General features: G+C 71.7%; 16 protein-coding genes. All 16 read left to right on the top strand.

Annotated elements, in window-relative coordinates; genetic code table 11:
• Positions 1-78: 78 nt before the first annotated feature.
• Positions 79-1,119 (top strand): hypothetical protein, encoded by a 1,041-nt coding sequence (locus tag NMN56_RS02160; protein WP_274043612.1) that lies wholly within the window; start codon positions 79-81, stop codon positions 1,117-1,119.
• Positions 1,116-1,712 carry a hypothetical protein gene (locus NMN56_RS02165; RefSeq protein ID WP_274043611.1) on the top strand — a complete coding sequence of 199 codons (597 nt, stop codon included), beginning with the start codon at positions 1,116-1,118 and terminating at the stop codon, positions 1,710-1,712. Before NMN56_RS02160 ends, NMN56_RS02165 begins: the two co-directional genes overlap by 4 nt.
• Positions 1,702-2,817, top strand: a complete 1,116-nt coding sequence (locus NMN56_RS02170) for an ABC transporter ATP-binding protein (RefSeq protein WP_274043610.1) — start codon at positions 1,702-1,704, stop codon at positions 2,815-2,817. The genes NMN56_RS02165 and NMN56_RS02170 overlap by 11 nt, the downstream gene beginning before the upstream one ends.
• The gene (locus NMN56_RS02175) at positions 2,810-3,592 is read left to right on the top strand and encodes an ABC transporter permease (RefSeq protein ID WP_274043609.1); all 783 of its coding nucleotides are present in this window, start codon (positions 2,810-2,812) and stop codon (positions 3,590-3,592) included. Before NMN56_RS02170 ends, NMN56_RS02175 begins: the two co-directional genes overlap by 8 nt.
• A gap of 141 nt (positions 3,593-3,733) precedes the next feature.
• Positions 3,734-4,387 carry an HAD family hydrolase gene (locus NMN56_RS02180; RefSeq protein WP_274043608.1) on the top strand — a complete coding sequence of 218 codons (654 nt, stop codon included), beginning with the start codon at positions 3,734-3,736 and terminating at the stop codon, positions 4,385-4,387.
• A 243-nt stretch (positions 4,388-4,630) separates the two neighbouring features.
• Complete coding sequence (locus NMN56_RS02185; RefSeq protein ID WP_274043607.1) at positions 4,631-5,800, top strand: acyl-CoA dehydrogenase family protein; 1,170 nt, start codon at positions 4,631-4,633, stop codon at positions 5,798-5,800.
• A 57-nt stretch (positions 5,801-5,857) separates the two neighbouring features.
• Positions 5,858-6,304: a type II toxin-antitoxin system RatA family toxin gene (locus tag NMN56_RS02190; protein WP_274043606.1), complete on the top strand. Its 447-nt coding sequence runs from the start codon at positions 5,858-5,860 to the stop codon at positions 6,302-6,304.
• Positions 6,301-7,314 carry an NAD-dependent epimerase/dehydratase family protein gene (locus NMN56_RS02195; protein WP_274043605.1) on the top strand — a complete coding sequence of 338 codons (1,014 nt, stop codon included), beginning with the start codon at positions 6,301-6,303 and terminating at the stop codon, positions 7,312-7,314. Before NMN56_RS02190 ends, NMN56_RS02195 begins: the two co-directional genes overlap by 4 nt.
• Positions 7,315-7,414: 100 nt before the next feature.
• Complete coding sequence (locus NMN56_RS02200) at positions 7,415-8,605, top strand: methionine adenosyltransferase (RefSeq protein WP_274043604.1); 1,191 nt, start codon at positions 7,415-7,417, stop codon at positions 8,603-8,605.
• Positions 8,602-9,612: a hypothetical protein gene (locus NMN56_RS02205; RefSeq protein ID WP_274043603.1), complete on the top strand. Its 1,011-nt coding sequence runs from the start codon at positions 8,602-8,604 to the stop codon at positions 9,610-9,612. The genes NMN56_RS02200 and NMN56_RS02205 overlap by 4 nt, the downstream gene beginning before the upstream one ends.
• On the top strand, positions 9,609-10,397 hold the full coding sequence (locus NMN56_RS02210) for an SDR family NAD(P)-dependent oxidoreductase (RefSeq protein ID WP_274043602.1): 789 nt from the start codon (positions 9,609-9,611) through the stop codon (positions 10,395-10,397). The genes NMN56_RS02205 and NMN56_RS02210 overlap by 4 nt, the downstream gene beginning before the upstream one ends.
• A 4-nt stretch (positions 10,398-10,401) precedes the next feature.
• The gene (locus tag NMN56_RS02215; protein WP_274043601.1) at positions 10,402-11,211 is read left to right on the top strand and encodes a histidinol-phosphatase; all 810 of its coding nucleotides are present in this window, start codon (positions 10,402-10,404) and stop codon (positions 11,209-11,211) included.
• A gap of 163 nt (positions 11,212-11,374) precedes the next feature.
• Entirely contained in the window at positions 11,375-13,105 is a 1,731-nt protein-coding gene (locus NMN56_RS02220; protein WP_274043600.1) for a histidine kinase, read from the top strand.
• Entirely contained in the window at positions 13,102-13,863 is a 762-nt protein-coding gene (locus NMN56_RS02225; protein ID WP_274043599.1) for a response regulator, read from the top strand. The genes NMN56_RS02220 and NMN56_RS02225 overlap by 4 nt, the downstream gene beginning before the upstream one ends.
• Before the next feature lie 185 nt (positions 13,864-14,048).
• Positions 14,049-14,834: an ABC transporter ATP-binding protein gene (locus NMN56_RS02230; protein WP_274043598.1), complete on the top strand. Its 786-nt coding sequence runs from the start codon at positions 14,049-14,051 to the stop codon at positions 14,832-14,834.
• A gap of 330 nt (positions 14,835-15,164) precedes the next feature.
• The gene (locus NMN56_RS02235) at positions 15,165-17,735 is read left to right on the top strand and encodes an ABC transporter permease (protein WP_274043597.1); all 2,571 of its coding nucleotides are present in this window, start codon (positions 15,165-15,167) and stop codon (positions 17,733-17,735) included.
• Positions 17,736-17,830 lie beyond the last annotated feature (95 nt).

Genomic DNA, 17,830 nt, shown 5'->3' on the forward strand with positions numbered 1-17,830 from the left:
GCCGGACACCTGGGAGACGGGCCCGGGGCAGCTCCCGCCGTACCGTCGCCGTCCGTATCCGAAAGGTGCACCGACCCTATGGAGACCACACCCGTCGGCGCCGTCGCGTTCCCTGAACCCGATGTCCTGGACGAACGCCTCGGCGCTTTCCTGGACATGCGGGGTATGAGCAAGGACGCGGTGCTCAAGGAAGCCGACCAGGGCATGGGAACGCCAGCCCTCGCGGTTGCCGCCGGATCGGTGCTCGCCGGTTTCGGCAACATCCGCAGCGATCTCGACCTGCTGGTCCTCGTGGAGAACGAGAACCTGATCCGCTTTCCCATCCAGTCGCACGAGCACGGCACGCTGATCGACGTCAGCATCCGCAGGGCGAGCACCGTCAAGGCCAGCACAGCCGAGCTGCCCACCGTGCCGTGGCCACGGTTCGCCACCGTCACCGAGGACGCCTGGAACCACCGGCGCCGAGCCCTCAACACCGCGAGCCGGCTCGCACTCGGACTGCCCCTCGTCGTCACCTCGCCGTGGGGCGACTGGCACGCGGGGCTGCGCGGTCCGTGGCTGCGGGAGGCTGTGCGGCAGTGGTGGACGGTGGAGGCACACCGTCTCGCGCTGGCCGCCGGCTGGCTGCTCGGCGCCAAGCCCCTGGCCGCCGGCATCCGGGCCAGGGAAGCTGTCGGCGCCGCGCTCAACGCCCGCGCCGCCGCCGGAGGGGAGCTGTACTTCGCGGCCAAGTGGGTCGGCGAGAAGCTCAAGGTGCTCGGGGACGCCGAGGGACTGGCCCTGCTCCGCGAGACGCTCACGCCCGCCGACCCCCGCGAGCGGGTACCGCGCTGCCTCGACATCGTCGAGCAGCTCGTCGGCGGGGCCGCACCACTGCACGCCGTTCTGCGCTGGGCCACCGGCGCCGGCGCGATGGAGCTGGACGACCGGACGGTCGTGGACCGCTGGCAGCTGCGCGCCCTGGAGGTCCGGCGGCGCGGCCTGCCGCCCGACGACAGCGAAGCGGTCATCTGGTCGGGCCCGGCCGGCACCGTTCCCCCCGAGGACCTGCTGTCGCTGTTCACCCACAACATGGTGTGGCTCGGTGTCGCCCACCCCGACCCGGAGGTCCCCGCGTGACGAGTTCCAGCACCCTCACGAGCGCCCAGGCGGCCTCCGGTTCCGGGGATGCCGCGGCGTCCGGCGATGCCGCGGCTTCCGGGGAGACCGCGGCCGATCTGCGGCGGCTCCTCACCTTCCGCGCCCACGGCGCAGCGCGGCTCCTGCTCGGCTGCCGGGCCCGCCTGGAGGATGTCGAGGGAGCCGTCGCCGCCGGACAGAGCGAGGTCGCCGTCCTGATGGCGTACGACCTCGTACAGCTCTCCCTGTCCGTACGCGGGCTGCGCACCGCGGGCGAGCTGACCTACGGTCACGACGAAGCCGCCTTCGACCCCTTCGCCGGAATCTCCGGCGAGGAGGCGCGGGACGGAATGGCGCTCGCCTCTGAGGGCCTGGACGCAGCGGGGGAACGGGGCGAGGAGTGGCTGGAGCGGCTGCGCGGCCATCTGCGTGCCAGTGAGGCCCTGCTCGGCTACGCCGAACCGCTGCCCGACGTCCGGTCGGGAAGCGGCATGATGCGGGGCCTCAAGCTGGCCCGCACCTGGCAGCCGCTGATGGACCGTGTGGGTCTGCCCCCGCTGCTGCCCGACGCGTGGACCCGCCGTGCCGACTGATCCACGGCCGGGAGGCACCGGCGGCCCCGTACCTGCGCTCGCCGTGCGCGGCGTCAGCAAGCGGTACGGCGCGACGGCGGCACTCGATCACGTCGACCTTGAGATCGCCGAGGGCGAGATCGTGGGCTTGCTCGGGCACAACGGTGCCGGGAAGACGACCTTGATGTCCCTGGTCGCGGGGCTCATCCGGCCGGACGCCGGCGAGATCGACGTGCACGGCCACTCCACGGTCCGCGCCCCGCGCCGGGCCCGCCGCGAACTCGGCCTGGCCCCGCAGGAGTTGGGCGTCTACCCGCCGCTGACCGTGCGCCAGAACCTGCGCTTCTTCGCGGAACTGGCCGGCCTGCGCGGCCGTTCGGCACGCGCGCGTATCGAGGAGGCCGCCGAACCGCTCGCGCTGACCGCCCTGCTCGACCGCCGCGTCTCCCGCCTGTCGGGGGGCGAACAGCGTCGCGTGCACACCGCGATGGCCCTGCTGCACCGGCCCCGCCTGGTGCTGCTCGACGAGCCCACCGCCGGCGTCGACGTGCAGACGCGGGCCCGTCTCATCGCGTACGTCAGGGAACTGGCGGCGGGCGGCACGGCCGTGTGCTACTCCACCCACTACCTCCCCGAGATCGAGGCGCTCGGCGCCGAAGTGGCGGTCCTCGACGACGGCCGCATGATCGCGCGCGGCTCGGTCGGGGAACTGGTCAGGCGCCACGGGGACAGCGGTGTGGAACTGGTCTTCTCCGGCAGCCCTCCCGCGCTGAGCCTTCCCTGGCCGGTGACCCGCGAGGACGAGGTGCTCCACGTCCGCGTCGAGCGGCCTCACCTGGCCATGGCCGAAGTGCTCGCCGCGCTGGGCGAGTCGGCGGGGCAGCTGGTCACCATGCGGGTCGTACAGCCCAGCCTGGACAGCGTCTTCCTGCACCTGACCGGACGGCGCCGGCCCACAGGGGCACACCCAGGAGACGCCGTCCGGGAGGCCACGGCCGCCGGCTGCAGCGACGGCAGCGGCAGCGGCAGCGGCAGCGGCAGCGGCAGCGGCAGCGGCACAACACCGGCAGGCGACGGCACGGAGCCGCCGGCCGAGGACAGGATCGAGGCGGGACACCATGGGTGACGGGGCGCCGGGACGGATCACCGCACTCGTCCGGCAGGACTTCCGGCTCCTGGCGCGGGATCCCGCGCCACTTGTCGTCCGTACGGTCATGCCGCTGCTCATCATGGGCTTCATGCTGCCGCTGTTCCGTGCCGCGCTCCGGGCCGACGACGTCCCCGACGCCAACGGCGCCGAGCAGGCCGTGCCCGGCATGGCGGTGATGTTCCTGTTCTTCCTGGTGAACATCGTCGGCTTCGCCATGTTCCGGGAGCACGGCTGGAACACCTGGGACCGGCTCAGGGCCTCCCCGGCGCGGTCGGTCGAACTCCTGGCCGCCCGGCTGGTGGTTCCCCTCCTCACCGCCGTCGTGCAACTCGCCGTCATCTTCGGCGCGGGCGCGCTGCTGTTCGGCCTCCGGGTGTCCGGCTCCTACGCCGCACTGGCCGTGGTGGGTGTGCCACTGGCCCTGTGCGTGGTCATGGTCGGTATGGCACTGGTGGCGCTGTGCCGCACGATCTCCCAACTCAGTGTCATCGCCAACATCCTCGCGCTGGTCTTCGCCGGGCTCGGCGGCGCGCTGACCCCGCAGTCGGCCCTGCCGGACTGGGCCGGCCCGCTCGCGCCAGGGGTCCCCAGCTACTGGGCCATGCGCGGGTTCTCCGCCGTCATCCTCGACGGCGGCGGCGTATCGGCCGTGCTGCTCCCGGCCGGCGTGCTGTGCGCCTTCGCCGCCGGTCTCGGCGCCGTGACCCTGGCCTTCTTCCGGGCCGACCAGCGCAAGCTCTCCTGGTCCTGACCGGCCCTCCCGCCGGGGCAGCCCGCGCCGGTCCCGGCGGGCGCGTCCACCCGGCGGGCGCGTCCACCGGCGGCGCGCACCGGTCCCGTCCCCGGCTCACCCCCCGCACGTCAGGCACGTGCGACATCAGAGAGGCACGCCATGCCCGCGCTCGTGGTCTTCGACTGCTTCGGCACACTCGTCACGTCCCGGCCGCTGCCGGACCCCGAACAGTTCACCGCCGGCCTCGCCGACGTTCTGGAGCTGGACCGGCGGACCGCGGGCGCTGTCGTACGGACGGTGTACGGCGCCGTGTTCACCGCCATGTCGGACCCGTACGCGCTCCAGCCAGCGACCATGGACCTGCTGGACGCGGCGCTGCGCGAGCAGGGCGCACCACGGCGAGTACCCGCCATGGAGCGGGCCCTGTGGCACGCGCTCGGCTGCGCCGACCCCGGCCAGTACGCCCTGTGCGAGCCGGTCGCCGACGCCATGCGCCGGGTGTCCGACGCGGGGCACACGGTCGGGGTGCTGTCCAACTGCTATCTGCCGGGCGGCCTCATGCGGGCACTGCTGCGGCAGTCGAAGGTGCCCGAGACGTACGACCGGGCGCTGTTCACCGCTGACGGCGGGCCCAAGAAGCCCGATCCGCGCGCTTTCCGCCTGATCGGGGAGGGCGACTTCGAACGGCGCGTCATGGTCGGTGACTCCGTGGAACTCGACCTCGCACCCGCCGCGGCGCTCGGCTGGGACACCGTGCGCGTGGACCCCGCGGCGCCCGCCGTGGCGGGCCTGTTCACCCTGCTGGACATGTGAGGGGCCCGTACGGGACGCGACCGCCGGGGGCTGACGCGATCCGGTGTTCCGCACAAAGGAACACCCGCTGCGTCACGGCCCGCGCTCTGCGTACGTTCTTTCCGCCGCCGCCGAGCGCGGGACGCACCGTACCGGCCGGCGCGGCGGCTCGCCTCATCCGTCCGGCCCGCCCCGTCGGTACGACAGCGACAGCTGCACCGGAGCCGCGCACCGGGCCGGACCGGACACCCAGAAGGGAGAGCAATGGCCACGGCCACTCAAGGCGGAGCTGAACGCCCGGAGGACGGTGAAGCGCCTCACCGCGTCCTGCTGGACGCGGGCTGGAGCACCGTCTGGACACCCTCCCCGCCCCGCGAGGGCGCCACGGGCGCCGACCGTATCCGCGACCTCGCGGCGAACGGGTACGCGGCGCTGCCGATCCCCGAGGAATGCGGCGGCGCCGGAGCGAGCCTGGTCGAGGTGGCCTCGGCGCAGCGCGCCCTCGGCATGGTCGACCCCTCGGCGGCGATCGCCCTGAACATGCACGCCTTCACCGTGGGTCTGATAGCCGACTACTGGAAGCGCCAGCGGGACACCAGCTGGATGCTGCTGGAGGGCATGGCACAGTCCGGCGCCCTCGTCGCCTCGGCCTTCGCCGAACCCGGCGGCAGCCCCAACTTCATGAGCAGCCGCTCGGAGGCCGTCCGGACGGGCAAGGGCTACCGCGTCTCGGGCGTGAAGTACCCCTGTTCGCTGGCCACTACGGCCACTCTGGTGTGCCTGACGGCCCGTGTCACCGGCACGCAGGAGACGATCCTGGCCCTGTGCCCCAGCTCTTCCCCGGGGCTGGACGCCGAGGGCGAATGGCCCTCGCTCGGCATGCGGGAGTCCGACACCGCACGGCTGGTCCTGCGGGACGTGGAGGTGGACGACCGGCTCGTCATCCACCGCGGGCCGGCCGATGTCATCGACGACAACGTCATCGCCGGCATGGTGTGGTTCACCGTGCTGCTCACTGCCACCTACCACGGCGTTCTCAGCGGTCTGCTGGACGTGGCCTGCAAGGGGGTGGTCGCCTCCGGCCGCTTCGGCCCCCGCACAGCCCTGCTCGGCCGTGCCACCCGCGAGTTGCTGACCCTCGGCGGCGCCTGCCGCCAGCTCGGTACGGACTTCGGCTCGGGCACCGTCGCCGGACAGGCGGCCCTGGCCGCCGCTGTGGGGCTCCGCGCCTCGCTCAGCGACACCCGCGACCGGGTGCTGGGCGCCGTCACACCGGTCGTCGGCAGCCGCCTCTACGGCAGGGGCCAGGAAGCCGCCGGCCTTCTGGTCGACTCGCTGGCCGCCCACCACCACCCGCCGTCGCTGCTGGTCTGCGACGAGGCGGTCGGCGCCTTCTGCACGGGGCGCGAGATCAGCTTCGATCCGGCCGACTGAGCCGCCACGCTCACCGGCCCCCGCCTCACCCCGCACGTCATAAGGAGACACACAGTCATGCCCCATGTCGAGGTCAATCTGCCGATCAAGGCCCCGGTGGCCGAGACCTGGGCGGCCGTCACCCGCCTTGAGGACTACGCCACGTACATGGAGAACGTCGAGTCGGTGACCGTGATCGGGGAGACCGACGCCGGGAACCGCACCAGCGAGTGGTCGGTGCTCCTCAAGGGCTCCGTACTGGAGTGGGTCGAGGACGACGTCCTCGACGAGGACGAGCGCGTCATGTCCTTCTCCCAAGTGTCCGGCGACCTCGACGAGTTCACGGGCTACTGGAAGGTCGACGACTGCGGGGACGGCACCTCGGTCGTCACCTTCTACGTCGACTTCGAGATCGGCATCCCGCTGCTGGCCGACATGCTCAACCCGGTCGCCACCAGGGCGCTGCGGGAGAACTCCGAGCACATGCTGCGCGCCATCGAGCAGCGCATCACGGCGGTTTCGTGACCGTGCGCACGCGTGTCCTGGTGACCGGCGCGACCGGGGCTGTCGGCAGCGCCGTCGTACGGGCGCTGGAGGCCGGGGGTCACGAGGTGCACGGGGTGAGCCGGGGCGGAACCGGCCCCCGGCACACCGCCTGGCGGGCAGGCAGTGAAGAACCGCCGCCCGAGCTGCGCGGGCCCTGGGACGCGGTCGTCCACTGCGCCGCCGACACCCGCTGGAACCTGCCCGACGAGGAGGCGGAGGAGGCCAACGTCGCCCCGCTGCGCGCGGTGCTGTCCCTCATCGGCCCCGGAACCCACCTCGTCCACCTGTCCTCGTCCTTCGCGACAGGACTTCAGGGCGACATCACCTCGCCCTCGCCCGGCGCCTACCGCAACTCCTACGAGTGGTCCAAGGCGGCGGCCGAACGCCTGGTGCACGCCGAGCGGGACAGCGCCGACATCGTGCGCTTCCCCATCGTCATGGGCGCCAGGTCCGACGGTGCGCTGGACCGCTACAGCGGCTTCTTCTGGCTGCCGGCCTCGATGTGCAGCGGCGCCGTCCCCGCCCTCGTCGCGGAGGAGAAAGGGCTGCTCGACATGGTCAGCACCGATGACGTGGCCGGACATGTGGTCCGGCTGCTGGCCTCGGGGCCCCCGGACGGCGTCAGGCTGTCGGCCCTGGGCCGCGGCGACGGTGCTCAGCGGGTGGACGAGGCATTCGACACCGTTCTGGAAGCCCTCAACTCCTGGCGTGCCGAGAACGGCGTGCCCCAGGTGGAGCGCCTGCCCTATGTGACGCCCCAGCAGTGGAACCGCTTCTATCTGCCCTTCGCCGAGGAGTACCTGGACAGGGCTCAGCTGCTGAAGGTCACCGCCTTCCGCTCGTACCAGGGTTATCTGTCGGTGACCGAACCGTTCGATGTCACCGTCCAGGTCGAGGACACCAGGGACGTCCTGCACCGGTCGATCCTGCGCTGGGCCGAGGCCCACAAGGCGGCAGCGCGCCGGATCCCACGCCCATGGCGTGCCTGACACCCCGGGCACGGTCCACCCGCACCGCCCCAACCGGCGGCGGTCGCGTACTCGTACTCCGTCTCCCGACGCCTGCCGGGGGACGAAAGGAGAGACGGTCATGCTGTCGATCGAACGGGACTCCCGCACGGTGGAGGACCTCCCCTACGAGCTGGTCGAGCGCAAGGGCGTGGGGCACCCGGACACCATGTGCGACGCCATGGCGGAACGCATGTCCCGCTACTACTCGCAGCACTGCCTGAAGGAGTTCGGCGGCGTCGCGCACCACTGGTTCGACAAGGTGACGCTGTACGGCGGCGGCGCTGACACCGACTACGGGCGCGGCACGCTCACCTCGCCCTACCGCGTCATGGTCTTCGGCAAAGCCGCCTTCCGTGTCGGCGGCGTCGGGATACCGGTGCGGGAGCTCATGTTCCGCGCCGCTGCCGACGTTCTCGGGGAGGTCACCACCGGCTTCGACGCCGCCCGTCATCTGGTCGTGGAGCTGGGCGTGGTCGACCACCAGGGTTCGGGGCGCGGCGTCTCGCGCTATCAGCCGGCCTCGCCGCAGGACCTGGTGCCGCTGCGGTCCGGCGGGCTGGTCTCCAACGACACCAATCTGCTGCACGGCTACGCCCCGCTGTCGCGGCTGGAGACCGCCGTGCTGGGGCTGGAGAACCTCATCAACGGCTCCGGTTTCAAGCGGCGCCACGCGGACTCCGGCTGGGACGTCAAGGTCTTCGGCAGCAGGCGGCACGAGGCGTTCAGCCTCGTGGTCAACATGCCCTTCCTCGCCGCCCACATCGCGTCGATGGACCAGTACCTGGAGCGCAAGGCGGTGATCCAGAAGGAACTGGAGGAGTACGTCGCCTCGTTGGGCATCCGGGACTACCACATGCTCATGAACGCGACCGACAGGAACGGCCGCCCCTACCTCACCGCGCTCGGTTCCGTCGCGGACACCGGTGACGTGGGCGTCGTCGGACGCGGCAACCGCGTCAACGGGCTCATCACTCCCATGCGGCCGATGAGCATCGAGGCACCCGCGGGCAAGAACCCGCTGGACCACACCGGCAAGATCTACAACGTCCTGGCCATGCGGCTCGCGCGGGAGGTGCACGAGCAGTTCGGCGGGCCCGCACAGGTGCACATCTTCACCTCCAAGGAAGCGCCGCTGGAGCACCCGGACGAAGTCGTCGTGACCTCTCCCGAAGCGGACGGGGCAGCGCTGCGGAAACTGGTCGAGAAGGCGGTCGCCGGCTCCGGTGACCTGACGGTCGAACTGATCGAGACGGGTATCACCCTGTGGTGACCCCCGCGGAGGCACGCGCGGTCGCCGCCACGGCGCTGACAAGGGGCGCGAGGGCCGACAGCGGACCGCCGCGCACCCCGGCACCCGCACGTGGCAGCCACTTCACGGTCGTACTCAAACCCGAGGTGATGGCGGCCCCGCACGCTGCCGCCGCGCTCGCCGAGGCGGTCAGGGTGCTGGGCCGCGAGGACGACGTGGCGGTGCTGCGCTGCGCCGCGCTGCCCGCCGGGGACTTCACCGGGCGCGGTTACCTGCTGCTGCACTATCCGCGCCTGCACCGGGTGGCCGCCGACGGGGCGGCTGCGCTGACGACAGGCGCCCGCGGGGAACTCGGCTCGCTGCTGGAGCGCTCCCCGACCCCCGTGGCCCTGGGCGCCTACGAGGCGATGACCCGCGAGGCCGGGCTGTCACCCGGAGACCTGGAGGAGCGCTGCCGGGACGCGGGCGTCCACAAGCTGGGCTCCGGCTCGTACGCCTCGGTCACCGAGCTGAACGGGCGCCCTGTGACCGTGCTGAACGGCTTCCTGCCCGCCCTCGCCGAGGGGTACCGGCGCCCCGGCGCCCTGGTCGGCCTCCTGGAGTGCCACGGCGCCCGCGAGTTCGCCGCCCTGCGCGGCGAACTCCTCGGGGCGCTGCACCCGGACCAGGCGGACCCGGCGTCGCTCCGCGGCACGCTGAGCGCCTACGCCAGGGAGAACGGAATCCCCCTCTCCGAGGGACGCAACGCCGTCCATCTGTCCGCCGGACATCTGGAGGGCATGTTCCAGGCATGGCGGTACTTCTCCGCCGCCGAGGGGCAGGGCCTGGAAGCCACGGCGCTGGGCCGGACGCTGGCGGCGGAGGGCACGGACCTCGCGACGGTGGCGGCGCTCGCCGCCGACCCCGATCTCACCGACGACTCCGGGGAGACGGTGGCCCCGCACGGCGCCACCGAGCACCTCACCCGTACCGAGGTCGTCGCTCTCGTGCGGCAATGGGCCGCCGCGGCAAAGGAGTTGGCAGCATGACGGGACTGACGCGCGGACTCGCCGGACGCACCGCGATGGTGACAGGCGGGGCCCAGGGGATCGGTGCGGCGGTCGCCGAACGGCTGTGCGCCGAGGGCTGCCGGGTGCTGATATACGACAAGAGCGCCGAGCACGGCCGGGCAGCGGTGGACGCGTGGCTGGCGAAGGGCCACGAGGTGCGGCTCGCCGTGGGCGACGTGACGGACCAGGCGGCGGTGAAGGCGGCGTTCGCCGACGTCCCGGACGAGTGGGAGCGGCCGACGCTGCTGGTGAACCTCGCCGCCGGCTTCGTCTTCAAGGGGCTGGAGGCGACCGCCGAGGAGTGGCATGCCGCGCTCGATCCGACCATCGTCGGTCTCTCCCTGGTCACACGGGAGTTCGTCGCCGGGCTCCCTGAGCGCGGCGCCGACGCCGCGATCGTGAACATGGCGTCGATCTCGGCGCACATCGCCCAGAGCGGCTACCTCACGTACAACACCGGCAAGGCGGCCGTACTCGGATTCACCCGGTGCATGGCGCAGGACCTGGCGCCCCAGGGCATCCGGGTCAACTCGGTGAGCCCGGGCACCGTGTGGAACGCCAACAACGAACGCTTCCACCACGAGGCACTCGGACTGGACCGGGCGACGGCCGAGTCCGACCCGGAACACGGCGGCAAGTTCCTGCTGAAGCGGTTCGCCGACCCGGAGGAGATCGCGGCGCCGATCGCCTTCCTGCTGTCCTCCGGGGCCAGTTTCATCACCGGGACCGATCTCCCGGTCGACGGCGGGTACTTGGCGGTGTGAACCCATGATCGACCTGCACACCCACCACAACCGGTGCGGGCACGCCACCGGCTCGCTGCGCGAGTACGTCACGGCGGCGCTCGACAAGGGCGTCAAGGTGCTCGGACTGTCCGACCACACCCCGATGTTCGCCGAGGACGCCGACCACGCGCTGCCCCCGGTGGCGATGCCCAAGTCGGAGTTCCCCTCGTACGTCGCCGAGGCCCTCGCGCTGAAGGAGGAGTTCGCGCGCAGCATCGAGATCCTCGTGTCCACCGAGGCCGACTTCTTCAGCGGGCGCATGGATCCGTACACCGAGGCGCTGAGCCGGTATCCGCTGGACTACGTCATCGGGTCTGTCCACATGTTCGAGGGCAGGGACATCTTCGACACCACACGCTGGGAGAACATCGCGGAGAGCGAGCTGGCCGCCGTCAAGGGGCGGTACTTCCAGGCGATCGCGGCGTGTGCCCGATCCGGACTCTTCCAGGTCATGGGCCATATCGACGCGCTGAAGGGCAACTGCCCGCAGCTGGGCGCCGTTCCGGCGCCTGCGGCGGCCGACGAGATGCTCCGCGCGATCCGCGACTCCGGCGCCGTGATGGAGATCAACACCTCGGGCGGTACCAAGATGTGCGGCGGTTGGTACCCCGAGTCCGACATCCTGGAAAGGGCGTTCCACTTCGGCGTCCCGGTCACCTTCGCCTCCGACGCACACGTGCCCGACCGGATCTGTGACCAGTACCCGGAGGTGGTCCAGGTGCTCCACGCCATCGGGTTCCGCACCTGGACCGTGTTCCGCCGCGGCACGGCACGGACGCTCCCCCTGAGCTGATCCGCACCACGACGCCCGCCGGACGGCGCCGGCCCCACGACGGGGCCGGCGGCCGGGCCCCTCCGGACCCCGCCGGCCGGCCCTCTCCCTCCGGCTTTCGGGAGAGGGACACCTCATCCCCAGGTCCCAGTGGGCACGGAGCACGATCCCCGACAATTGGCCGATGGCTCTCACCTCCCGAAGTCCGTTCACGGCCCCTGGCGAGCGGGGCCGGGGAATGTGGCGTGCTGCCGCGGAAGTGACCGGCGGCGCGGCGCTGACGTACCCGACCCAGATGCTCCTCCAGGACCTGGGCAGCTCGGCCCCCGGCATCGTCCAGCTCTTCCTCGGCGCCGTCGCGATGGCTCTGCTCGCGGTGCGCCGCCGCTTCCCCGTACTGAGTCTGCTGGGCATGTCGGTGCTCCTGGGCGTGCTGCCGGGTGCCGGGCTGCCGGCCGCCGTGATCGCGTACACCACGGCCAAGCGGCTGGTGGCTCCCCGGCGTACCGCCGTGCTGGTCGCCTCGATCGCCCTGGTGATCCTGGCCTGCACGATCTTCGCCCCGGCTGTCGGGTTCGGCAGCCATCCGTTCGGGGCCGGGTTCGGCACTGTGCTCGCCGCCACCGCGCTGATAGTGCCGGGACTCGTCGGTACCTCCGGCGGACAGCAGGACCAGCTCCTGCGGGCGCTGCGGGAACGTGCCGCGGCGGCCGAGGCGGCACGCAGGCTCGCGGACAGCGAGTCCCGTATACATGAGCGGTCCCGGATCGCCGCCGAGATGCACGACCTGGTCGGCCACCGGCTCAGTCTGATCTCGCTGCACACGGGCGGCCTGGAGATGGCGCTGCAGAAGGAGTCCCCGGAACTGCGCGACGAGGCGGCCCTGGTACGGCGGGCCTCCGGGGAAGCGATGCGGGAGCTGCGCGAAGTGCTGGGTGTCCTCGGCCCCCTGGGGCGGGACACCGGGACCGGCGCTCTGACCGACACCACGGGTACGAGAGCCGATGTCGAGGCACTGGCCGAGGAGTCACGCGGCGTCGGCATCCCCGTCGATCTCACCTGGGAAGGGCCCGACCTGAACGACCGTGCCGCGCAGGTGCGGCGCGCGGTGCACCGCGTGGTGCGCGAGTCGCTGACCAACGTGCACCGGTACGCCACCGGAGCACATGTCACCGTGGCGATCACGCACACCGGCGACCACGTGGACGTGTCCGTACGCAACGGGGTCCCGCCCGTCGCCCCTGAAGCGGCGACCGGCCTGGGTTCGGGGCGCGGCCTCGTCGGGCTGCGGGAACGGGTGACGCTGCTCGGCGGCACCCTGGAGTCGGGCCCGACGCCCACCGGCGGCTTCGCGGTGGCGGCGCACATTCCGGCCGAGCCGGATCCGGCGGCGATCCTCGCCACCACGGAGGCCCCGGCGCCCGCATCGCCGTCCGAGGTGCTTCCCGGCCACCGGGCGGCCCGTCTCCAGCGCCGCGTGATGAGCGCCCTCACCGGGCTTCTGGGCCTCACGGGCGTCGCCGTGATGATGATGTTCGGGTTCTACCTGGTCGGCCAGTCGAAGCCGGACTCCGGCTACCAGCCGCCCGAGGATCCGCGGATCGGGATGTCCCGCGCGGAGGTGCAGGACTCCACCTGGGGTGACGACGTGGGAGTGCGGGCCGCTGCGACAGGCCGCGAGCCGGCGCGTCCGAAGTCCGTGACGGACTGCATCTATCCGATGGCGTCCGACAAGTTCACACCGGTGACCAAGGGCCCACCCCGGAAGCACACGGGGACGGCCGAACCGGACCCCGATGTGGGGCCGGGCCATCTCAGGGTCACCCGTTACTGTTTCCGCGGCGACAAGTTGGCCACGATCGATCACTTCACCGTTCCGGTGGTGTCGCAGACATCACCGTGGGAGTACCCATGACCGAGCTTTCCCCCTCCGACCACCACCCGATCCGGGTCCTGCTCGCGGATGACGAGGAGATGATCCGGCATGGCGTCCGGCTGATCCTGCGCCATGCCGAGGGCATCGAGGTGGTCGGCGAGGCGAAGAACGGCGAGGACGCGGTACGGGTCGCCACCGAGACCCTTCCCGATGTGGCACTGATCGACATCCGGATGCCCGTGCTCGACGGGCTCGCCACGATCGAGCGGCTGCTCGTGCTCCGGCCCCGGCCGCAGGTCGTCATGCTCACCACGTTCGGCGACGAGGAGAACGTGACGCGCGCGCTGCGGTCTGGCGCCACCGGCTTTCTGCTCAAGGACGAAGGCCCGCAGGAGCTGATCAGCGCGGTACGGGCCGCCGCCTCGGGCGACGCCGTCCTCTCGCCCGGTGTCACCGGCACCGTCATCCACCGCATGCTCGACAGCGGTCCCATGGCGGACGGCGGTGGTACGCGGGGAGCCGGCGCTTCGCACCCGTCGTCCGGCTCGGCCAACGGCAACAGCTCCGGCAACGGCAACGCCCCCGGCCCCGAACAGCGGCTCGCGGCGCTCACCGGCCGGGAGCGCGACGTGCTCGCGCTGCTGGGCCGGGGCCTCGCCAACATGGAGATCGGCCGCCAACTGGGCATCGGCGTAGGCACGGTGAAGACCCATGTCAGCGCCATCCTGGAGAAGACGGACACGGAGAGCCGGGTGCAGGCGGCGGTACTGGCGTACCGGACGGGGTTGCTGTCCTGAGCGGCCCCGCGCCTCCCCTCTGCCGTACGGCAGAGACGGCGGTCCGCCCCGAGGACTACGCAGGCCCTTGAGCCCGACCTTTGGCAGGCTCCCGAGTCACGCCCTGAGGCCGACGGTTCAGCAGTACGGCGCAGCGAGGATGGAAACCAGTCGCACATCCTCTACCCCGTACTTCTGGAGCCGACATGTCGATGCAGGCAGCCGCCCCCGTGCCCGCCTACCTCCCCGCTGGTTCCCCGGCGGCGCGGGCCACAGGACTCAGCAAGGTCTATGGCCAGGGCGAGACACAGGTCGTCGCCCTGGACTCGGTCTCGCTGGAGTTCGGGCGTGGCCGCTTCACCGCGATCATGGGCCCTTCCGGCTCGGGCAAGTCGACCCTCATGCACTGCATGGCGGGCCTCGACTCGATCTCGGCCGGCTCTGCGCAGATCGGCGAGACCGAGCTGTCCAGCCTGAACGACCGGCAGCTGACCCGGCTGCGCAGGGACAGCGTGGGATTCGTCTTCCAGGCGTTCAACCTGCTGCCGACGCTGACGGCGCTGGAGAACATCACGCTGCCGATGGCCATCGCGGGCCGTAAGCCGGACCAGCAGTGGCTGGACACGGTCGTGACGACCGTCGGCCTCTCCGGCCGCCTGAACCACCGCCCCTCCCAGCTCTCCGGCGGCCAGCAGCAGCGTGTCGCCGTGGCCCGCGCCCTCGCGTCCCGCCCGGAGATCGTCTTCGCCGACGAGCCGACAGGAAACCTGGACTCCCGCTCCGGCGCCGAGGTCCTGGGCTTCCTGCGGGAATCGGTACGGGAGTTGGGCCAGACCGTCGTGATGGTCACCCACGACCCGGTGGCCGCCGCCTATGCCGACCGCGTGGTCTTCCTCGCCGACGGCCGTCTCATCGACGAGCTGCTCTCACCGACCGCCGAGGGCGTCCTGGACCGGATGCGGCACTTCGACACCGCGGCCCGCACCAGCTGACGCGGCTGCCCGCACCCCCGCGCGCGAGCCGCCCCGGCTCCTCGCTCTCCGTGCGAGCTGCCCGGCTTCGCGCCCCGGCGGACGAGCCGCCCCGGCTCCCGCACCGCGGACGAGCCGCCCCGGCCGCTCCCTCACTACGGGCCGACCGACCGCTCTCCGTACGGGACGAGCCACTGACCGCCCTCCGTACGGGCCGACGCCACGGGGCCCTGCTCGCTCTCCGTAGGAGACGACCCGGCTGCCCGCTCTCGCTACGAGCCGGCCCCCCGAGGCGGCTCCCTCGCCCTCCGCCCCGACTTCCGTTCACGCATCCCAGGAGTGGGACCCACCATGCTGCGTACAGCTCTGCGCAACGTCTTCGCGCACAAAGCCCGATTGGTCATGACAGCGCTCGCGGTCATGCTGGGCGTCGCCTTCGTCTCCGGCACGCTCGTGTTCGGTGACACCGTCACCCAGGCCCTTCGCGGCGCCTCGGCCAAGAACCTGGAGGACGTCGCCGTATCCGTACAGGCCGAGTCCGAGCCGGACGAGAACGGGAAGGGCAACGCCCGCTCCACGAAGCTCACCAGCGACCTCGTCGACAAGGTGCGTGCCGTGCCCGGCGTCACGTCCGTGCACGCCACCGTCGAGGGCAAGGCCACCCTGGCCGCCAAGGACGGCCGGCCGCTGAACGTCGACAACAGCTGGCAGAACCTGGCGACCAACTACGCGCCCGACACGCGGGACAGCAAGCGCGACAGCCGCTTCCCCCTCGTCTCGGGACGCGCCCCCGCCTCCGGCGGCGAGATCGCGCTGGAGCGCCGTACCGCCGAGAAGGCCGGCTACCACCTCGGTGACACCGTCCGCTTCGCCACCGAAGGGCCCGCGCTCACCAAGAAGCTGGTCGGCACCGTCGACACCGACGACCCCCGGGTGACAGCGGGCGGCAGCCTCGCGCTCTTCGACACCAGGACCACACAGCAACTCTTCCTGAAGAGCGGCCAGTTCGACGAGCTGGCCGTCGGCTCGGCGCCCGGCACCGACAACCAGCAGCTCACCAGCAAGATCAGTGAAGTGCTGCCCGACAAGAGCATCGAGACCACCAATGGCGCCCAGCTCGCGAACGAGCAGGCGGACCAGATCGCAGCGGGCACCAAGGCGCTCACCAAGATGCTGCTGGTCTTCGCCGGGATCGCGCTGTTCGTCGGCGTCTTCATCATCGCCAACACCTTCACCATGCTGATCGCTCAGCGCAGCCGGGAGACCGCGCTGCTGCGCGCCGTGGGAGCCTCGCGCCGCCAGGTCGTCCGCGCGGTCCTCATCGAGGCCGGGGTTCTCGGACTCGCCGCCTCCGCCGTCGGGTTCGCACTCGGGACCGGTATCGCGACCGGCCTGAGGCCGCTCCTCAACGCGAGCGGCGCCGGCCTGCCCGGCGGACCCCTGGTGATCGCCCCCAGCACCCTCGTCTGGTCCCTCGTGGTCGGCGTCGGCGTGACCGTGCTCGCCGCCTGGCTGCCCGCACGCAAGGCAGCGAAGATCGCACCGGTCGAGGCGCTGAGCACCGTCGACCAGGCGCCGCCGAAGCGCAGCATGGTGCTCCGCAACAGCATCGGCGCGCTGCTGGCCAGTGCGGGTGTCCTCGTGATGCTGTACATCTCCACGCAGGACAGCAACGCGGACGCCAACCTCATGCCCGCGCTGATCGGCGCGATGCTCACGCTGACGGGCATGATCGTGCTCGCACCGCTGCTGTCCCGGCCGCTGGTCTCCCTCGCGGGCGCGGTCACCACCCGGGTCTTCGGCGTCAGCGGCAAGCTCGCCAAGGAGAACACGCTGCGCAACCCGCGCCGCACAGCCGCCACCGCCTCGGCCCTGATGATCGGGCTCACCCTGATCACGGCCCTGAGCGTGGCCGGCAACTCCGCGGACGCCGCCCTCAAGGAACAAGCGGTGCGGGACCTGACCGCTGACTACAAGGTGTCCAACGCCGACTACAACGGCATCGACCCCGCACTCGGCGCGAAGGTCGCCAAGATCCCGGGCGTCGCGGACACGGCCGCCGTCGCCTCCACGGACCTCGACCTGCCGGGCGGGGCCGGCGTGCTCACGGGCGCCGACCCGCAACAGCTCAGCAAGGTCTCCGACCTCCACTTCAACAGCGGCTCCCTCGCGGACATCGGCCCCGGCAAGATCGCGCTCTCGGAAACGCTGGCCAAGGAATCCGGCCTCTCGAAGGGCGACACCTTCCAGGGCGCGATGGACATGGGCGAACACAAGAAGAGGCTGACCGTCGTCGGCGTCTACCAGGACACCCGCGCGGTCGACAACGCCCTGGGCACCCTGGACGACGTCATGCCCTACACCGTCGCCGGGACGCTCGACAGCGTCCTGGTCAAGGCGGCGCCCGGCACGGACGTCAGCGGCCTCGACCAGGACATCCGGAAGACCCTCGGCGACAGCCCGCTCCTCAAGGTGCAGAACAAGGAGCAGCTGACCAAGGCGGAGTCGGGCGAGATCGACATGATGCTCAACATGATGTACGGGCTGCTCGGCATGGCCGTCGTCATCGCTGTGCTCGGCGTCATCAACACGCTGGCCATGTCGGTCTTCGAGCGCACCCGCGAGATCGGCCTGCTCCGCGCGATCGGCCTCGACAACAAGGGCGTCAAGCAGATGGTGCGCCTGGAGTCGGTGGTCATCTCCCTCTTCGGCGCCGTTCTGGGCATCGGCACCGGCATCTTCCTCGCCTGGAGCTGCGGCGGCCTCACCGGATCCTCGCTCTCGACCTACGAGACCGTACTCCCCTGGTCCCGCCTCGGCCTGTTCCTCGCCCTCTCCCTCGCGATCGGAGTCCTGGCCGCAGTCTGGCCGGCCCGCCGCGCGGCCCGCCTCAACATGCTGCGCTCCATCAACGCCCAGTAACCCGGCACCGCCCCCCCACCCCCGACCCGCACGACATGTGCCCCCGCGCCTTCGGGTGCGGGGGTGCTGTGGTGGGGCGGGGCGAGGACGACGTG

The organism is Streptomyces iconiensis, from assembly GCF_028657195.3.
Classification (GTDB): domain Bacteria; phylum Actinomycetota; class Actinomycetes; order Streptomycetales; family Streptomycetaceae; genus Streptomyces; species Streptomyces iconiensis.

Excerpts from the sequence above, each read along its gene's own strand:
- NMN56_RS02220 (WP_274043600.1), top strand. The coding sequence starts at position 11,375 with ATGGCTCTCACCTCCCGAAGTCCGTTCACGGCCCCTGGCGAGCGGGGC.
- NMN56_RS02210 (WP_274043602.1), top strand. The coding sequence starts at position 9,609 with ATGACGGGACTGACGCGCGGACTCGCCGGACGCACCGCGATGGTGACA.
- NMN56_RS02160 (WP_274043612.1), top strand. The coding sequence starts at position 79 with ATGGAGACCACACCCGTCGGCGCCGTCGCGTTCCCTGAACCCGATGTC.
- NMN56_RS02190 (WP_274043606.1), top strand. The coding sequence starts at position 5,858 with ATGCCCCATGTCGAGGTCAATCTGCCGATCAAGGCCCCGGTGGCCGAG.
- NMN56_RS02175 (WP_274043609.1), top strand. The coding sequence starts at position 2,810 with ATGGGTGACGGGGCGCCGGGACGGATCACCGCACTCGTCCGGCAGGAC.
- NMN56_RS02235 (WP_274043597.1), top strand. The coding sequence starts at position 15,165 with ATGCTGCGTACAGCTCTGCGCAACGTCTTCGCGCACAAAGCCCGATTG.
- NMN56_RS02230 (WP_274043598.1), top strand. The coding sequence starts at position 14,049 with ATGTCGATGCAGGCAGCCGCCCCCGTGCCCGCCTACCTCCCCGCTGGT.
- NMN56_RS02200 (WP_274043604.1), top strand. The coding sequence starts at position 7,415 with ATGCTGTCGATCGAACGGGACTCCCGCACGGTGGAGGACCTCCCCTAC.
- NMN56_RS02185 (WP_274043607.1), top strand. The coding sequence starts at position 4,631 with ATGGCCACGGCCACTCAAGGCGGAGCTGAACGCCCGGAGGACGGTGAA.
- NMN56_RS02215 (WP_274043601.1), top strand. The coding sequence starts at position 10,402 with ATGATCGACCTGCACACCCACCACAACCGGTGCGGGCACGCCACCGGC.
- NMN56_RS02225 (WP_274043599.1), top strand. The coding sequence starts at position 13,102 with ATGACCGAGCTTTCCCCCTCCGACCACCACCCGATCCGGGTCCTGCTC.
- NMN56_RS02180 (WP_274043608.1), top strand. The coding sequence starts at position 3,734 with ATGCCCGCGCTCGTGGTCTTCGACTGCTTCGGCACACTCGTCACGTCC.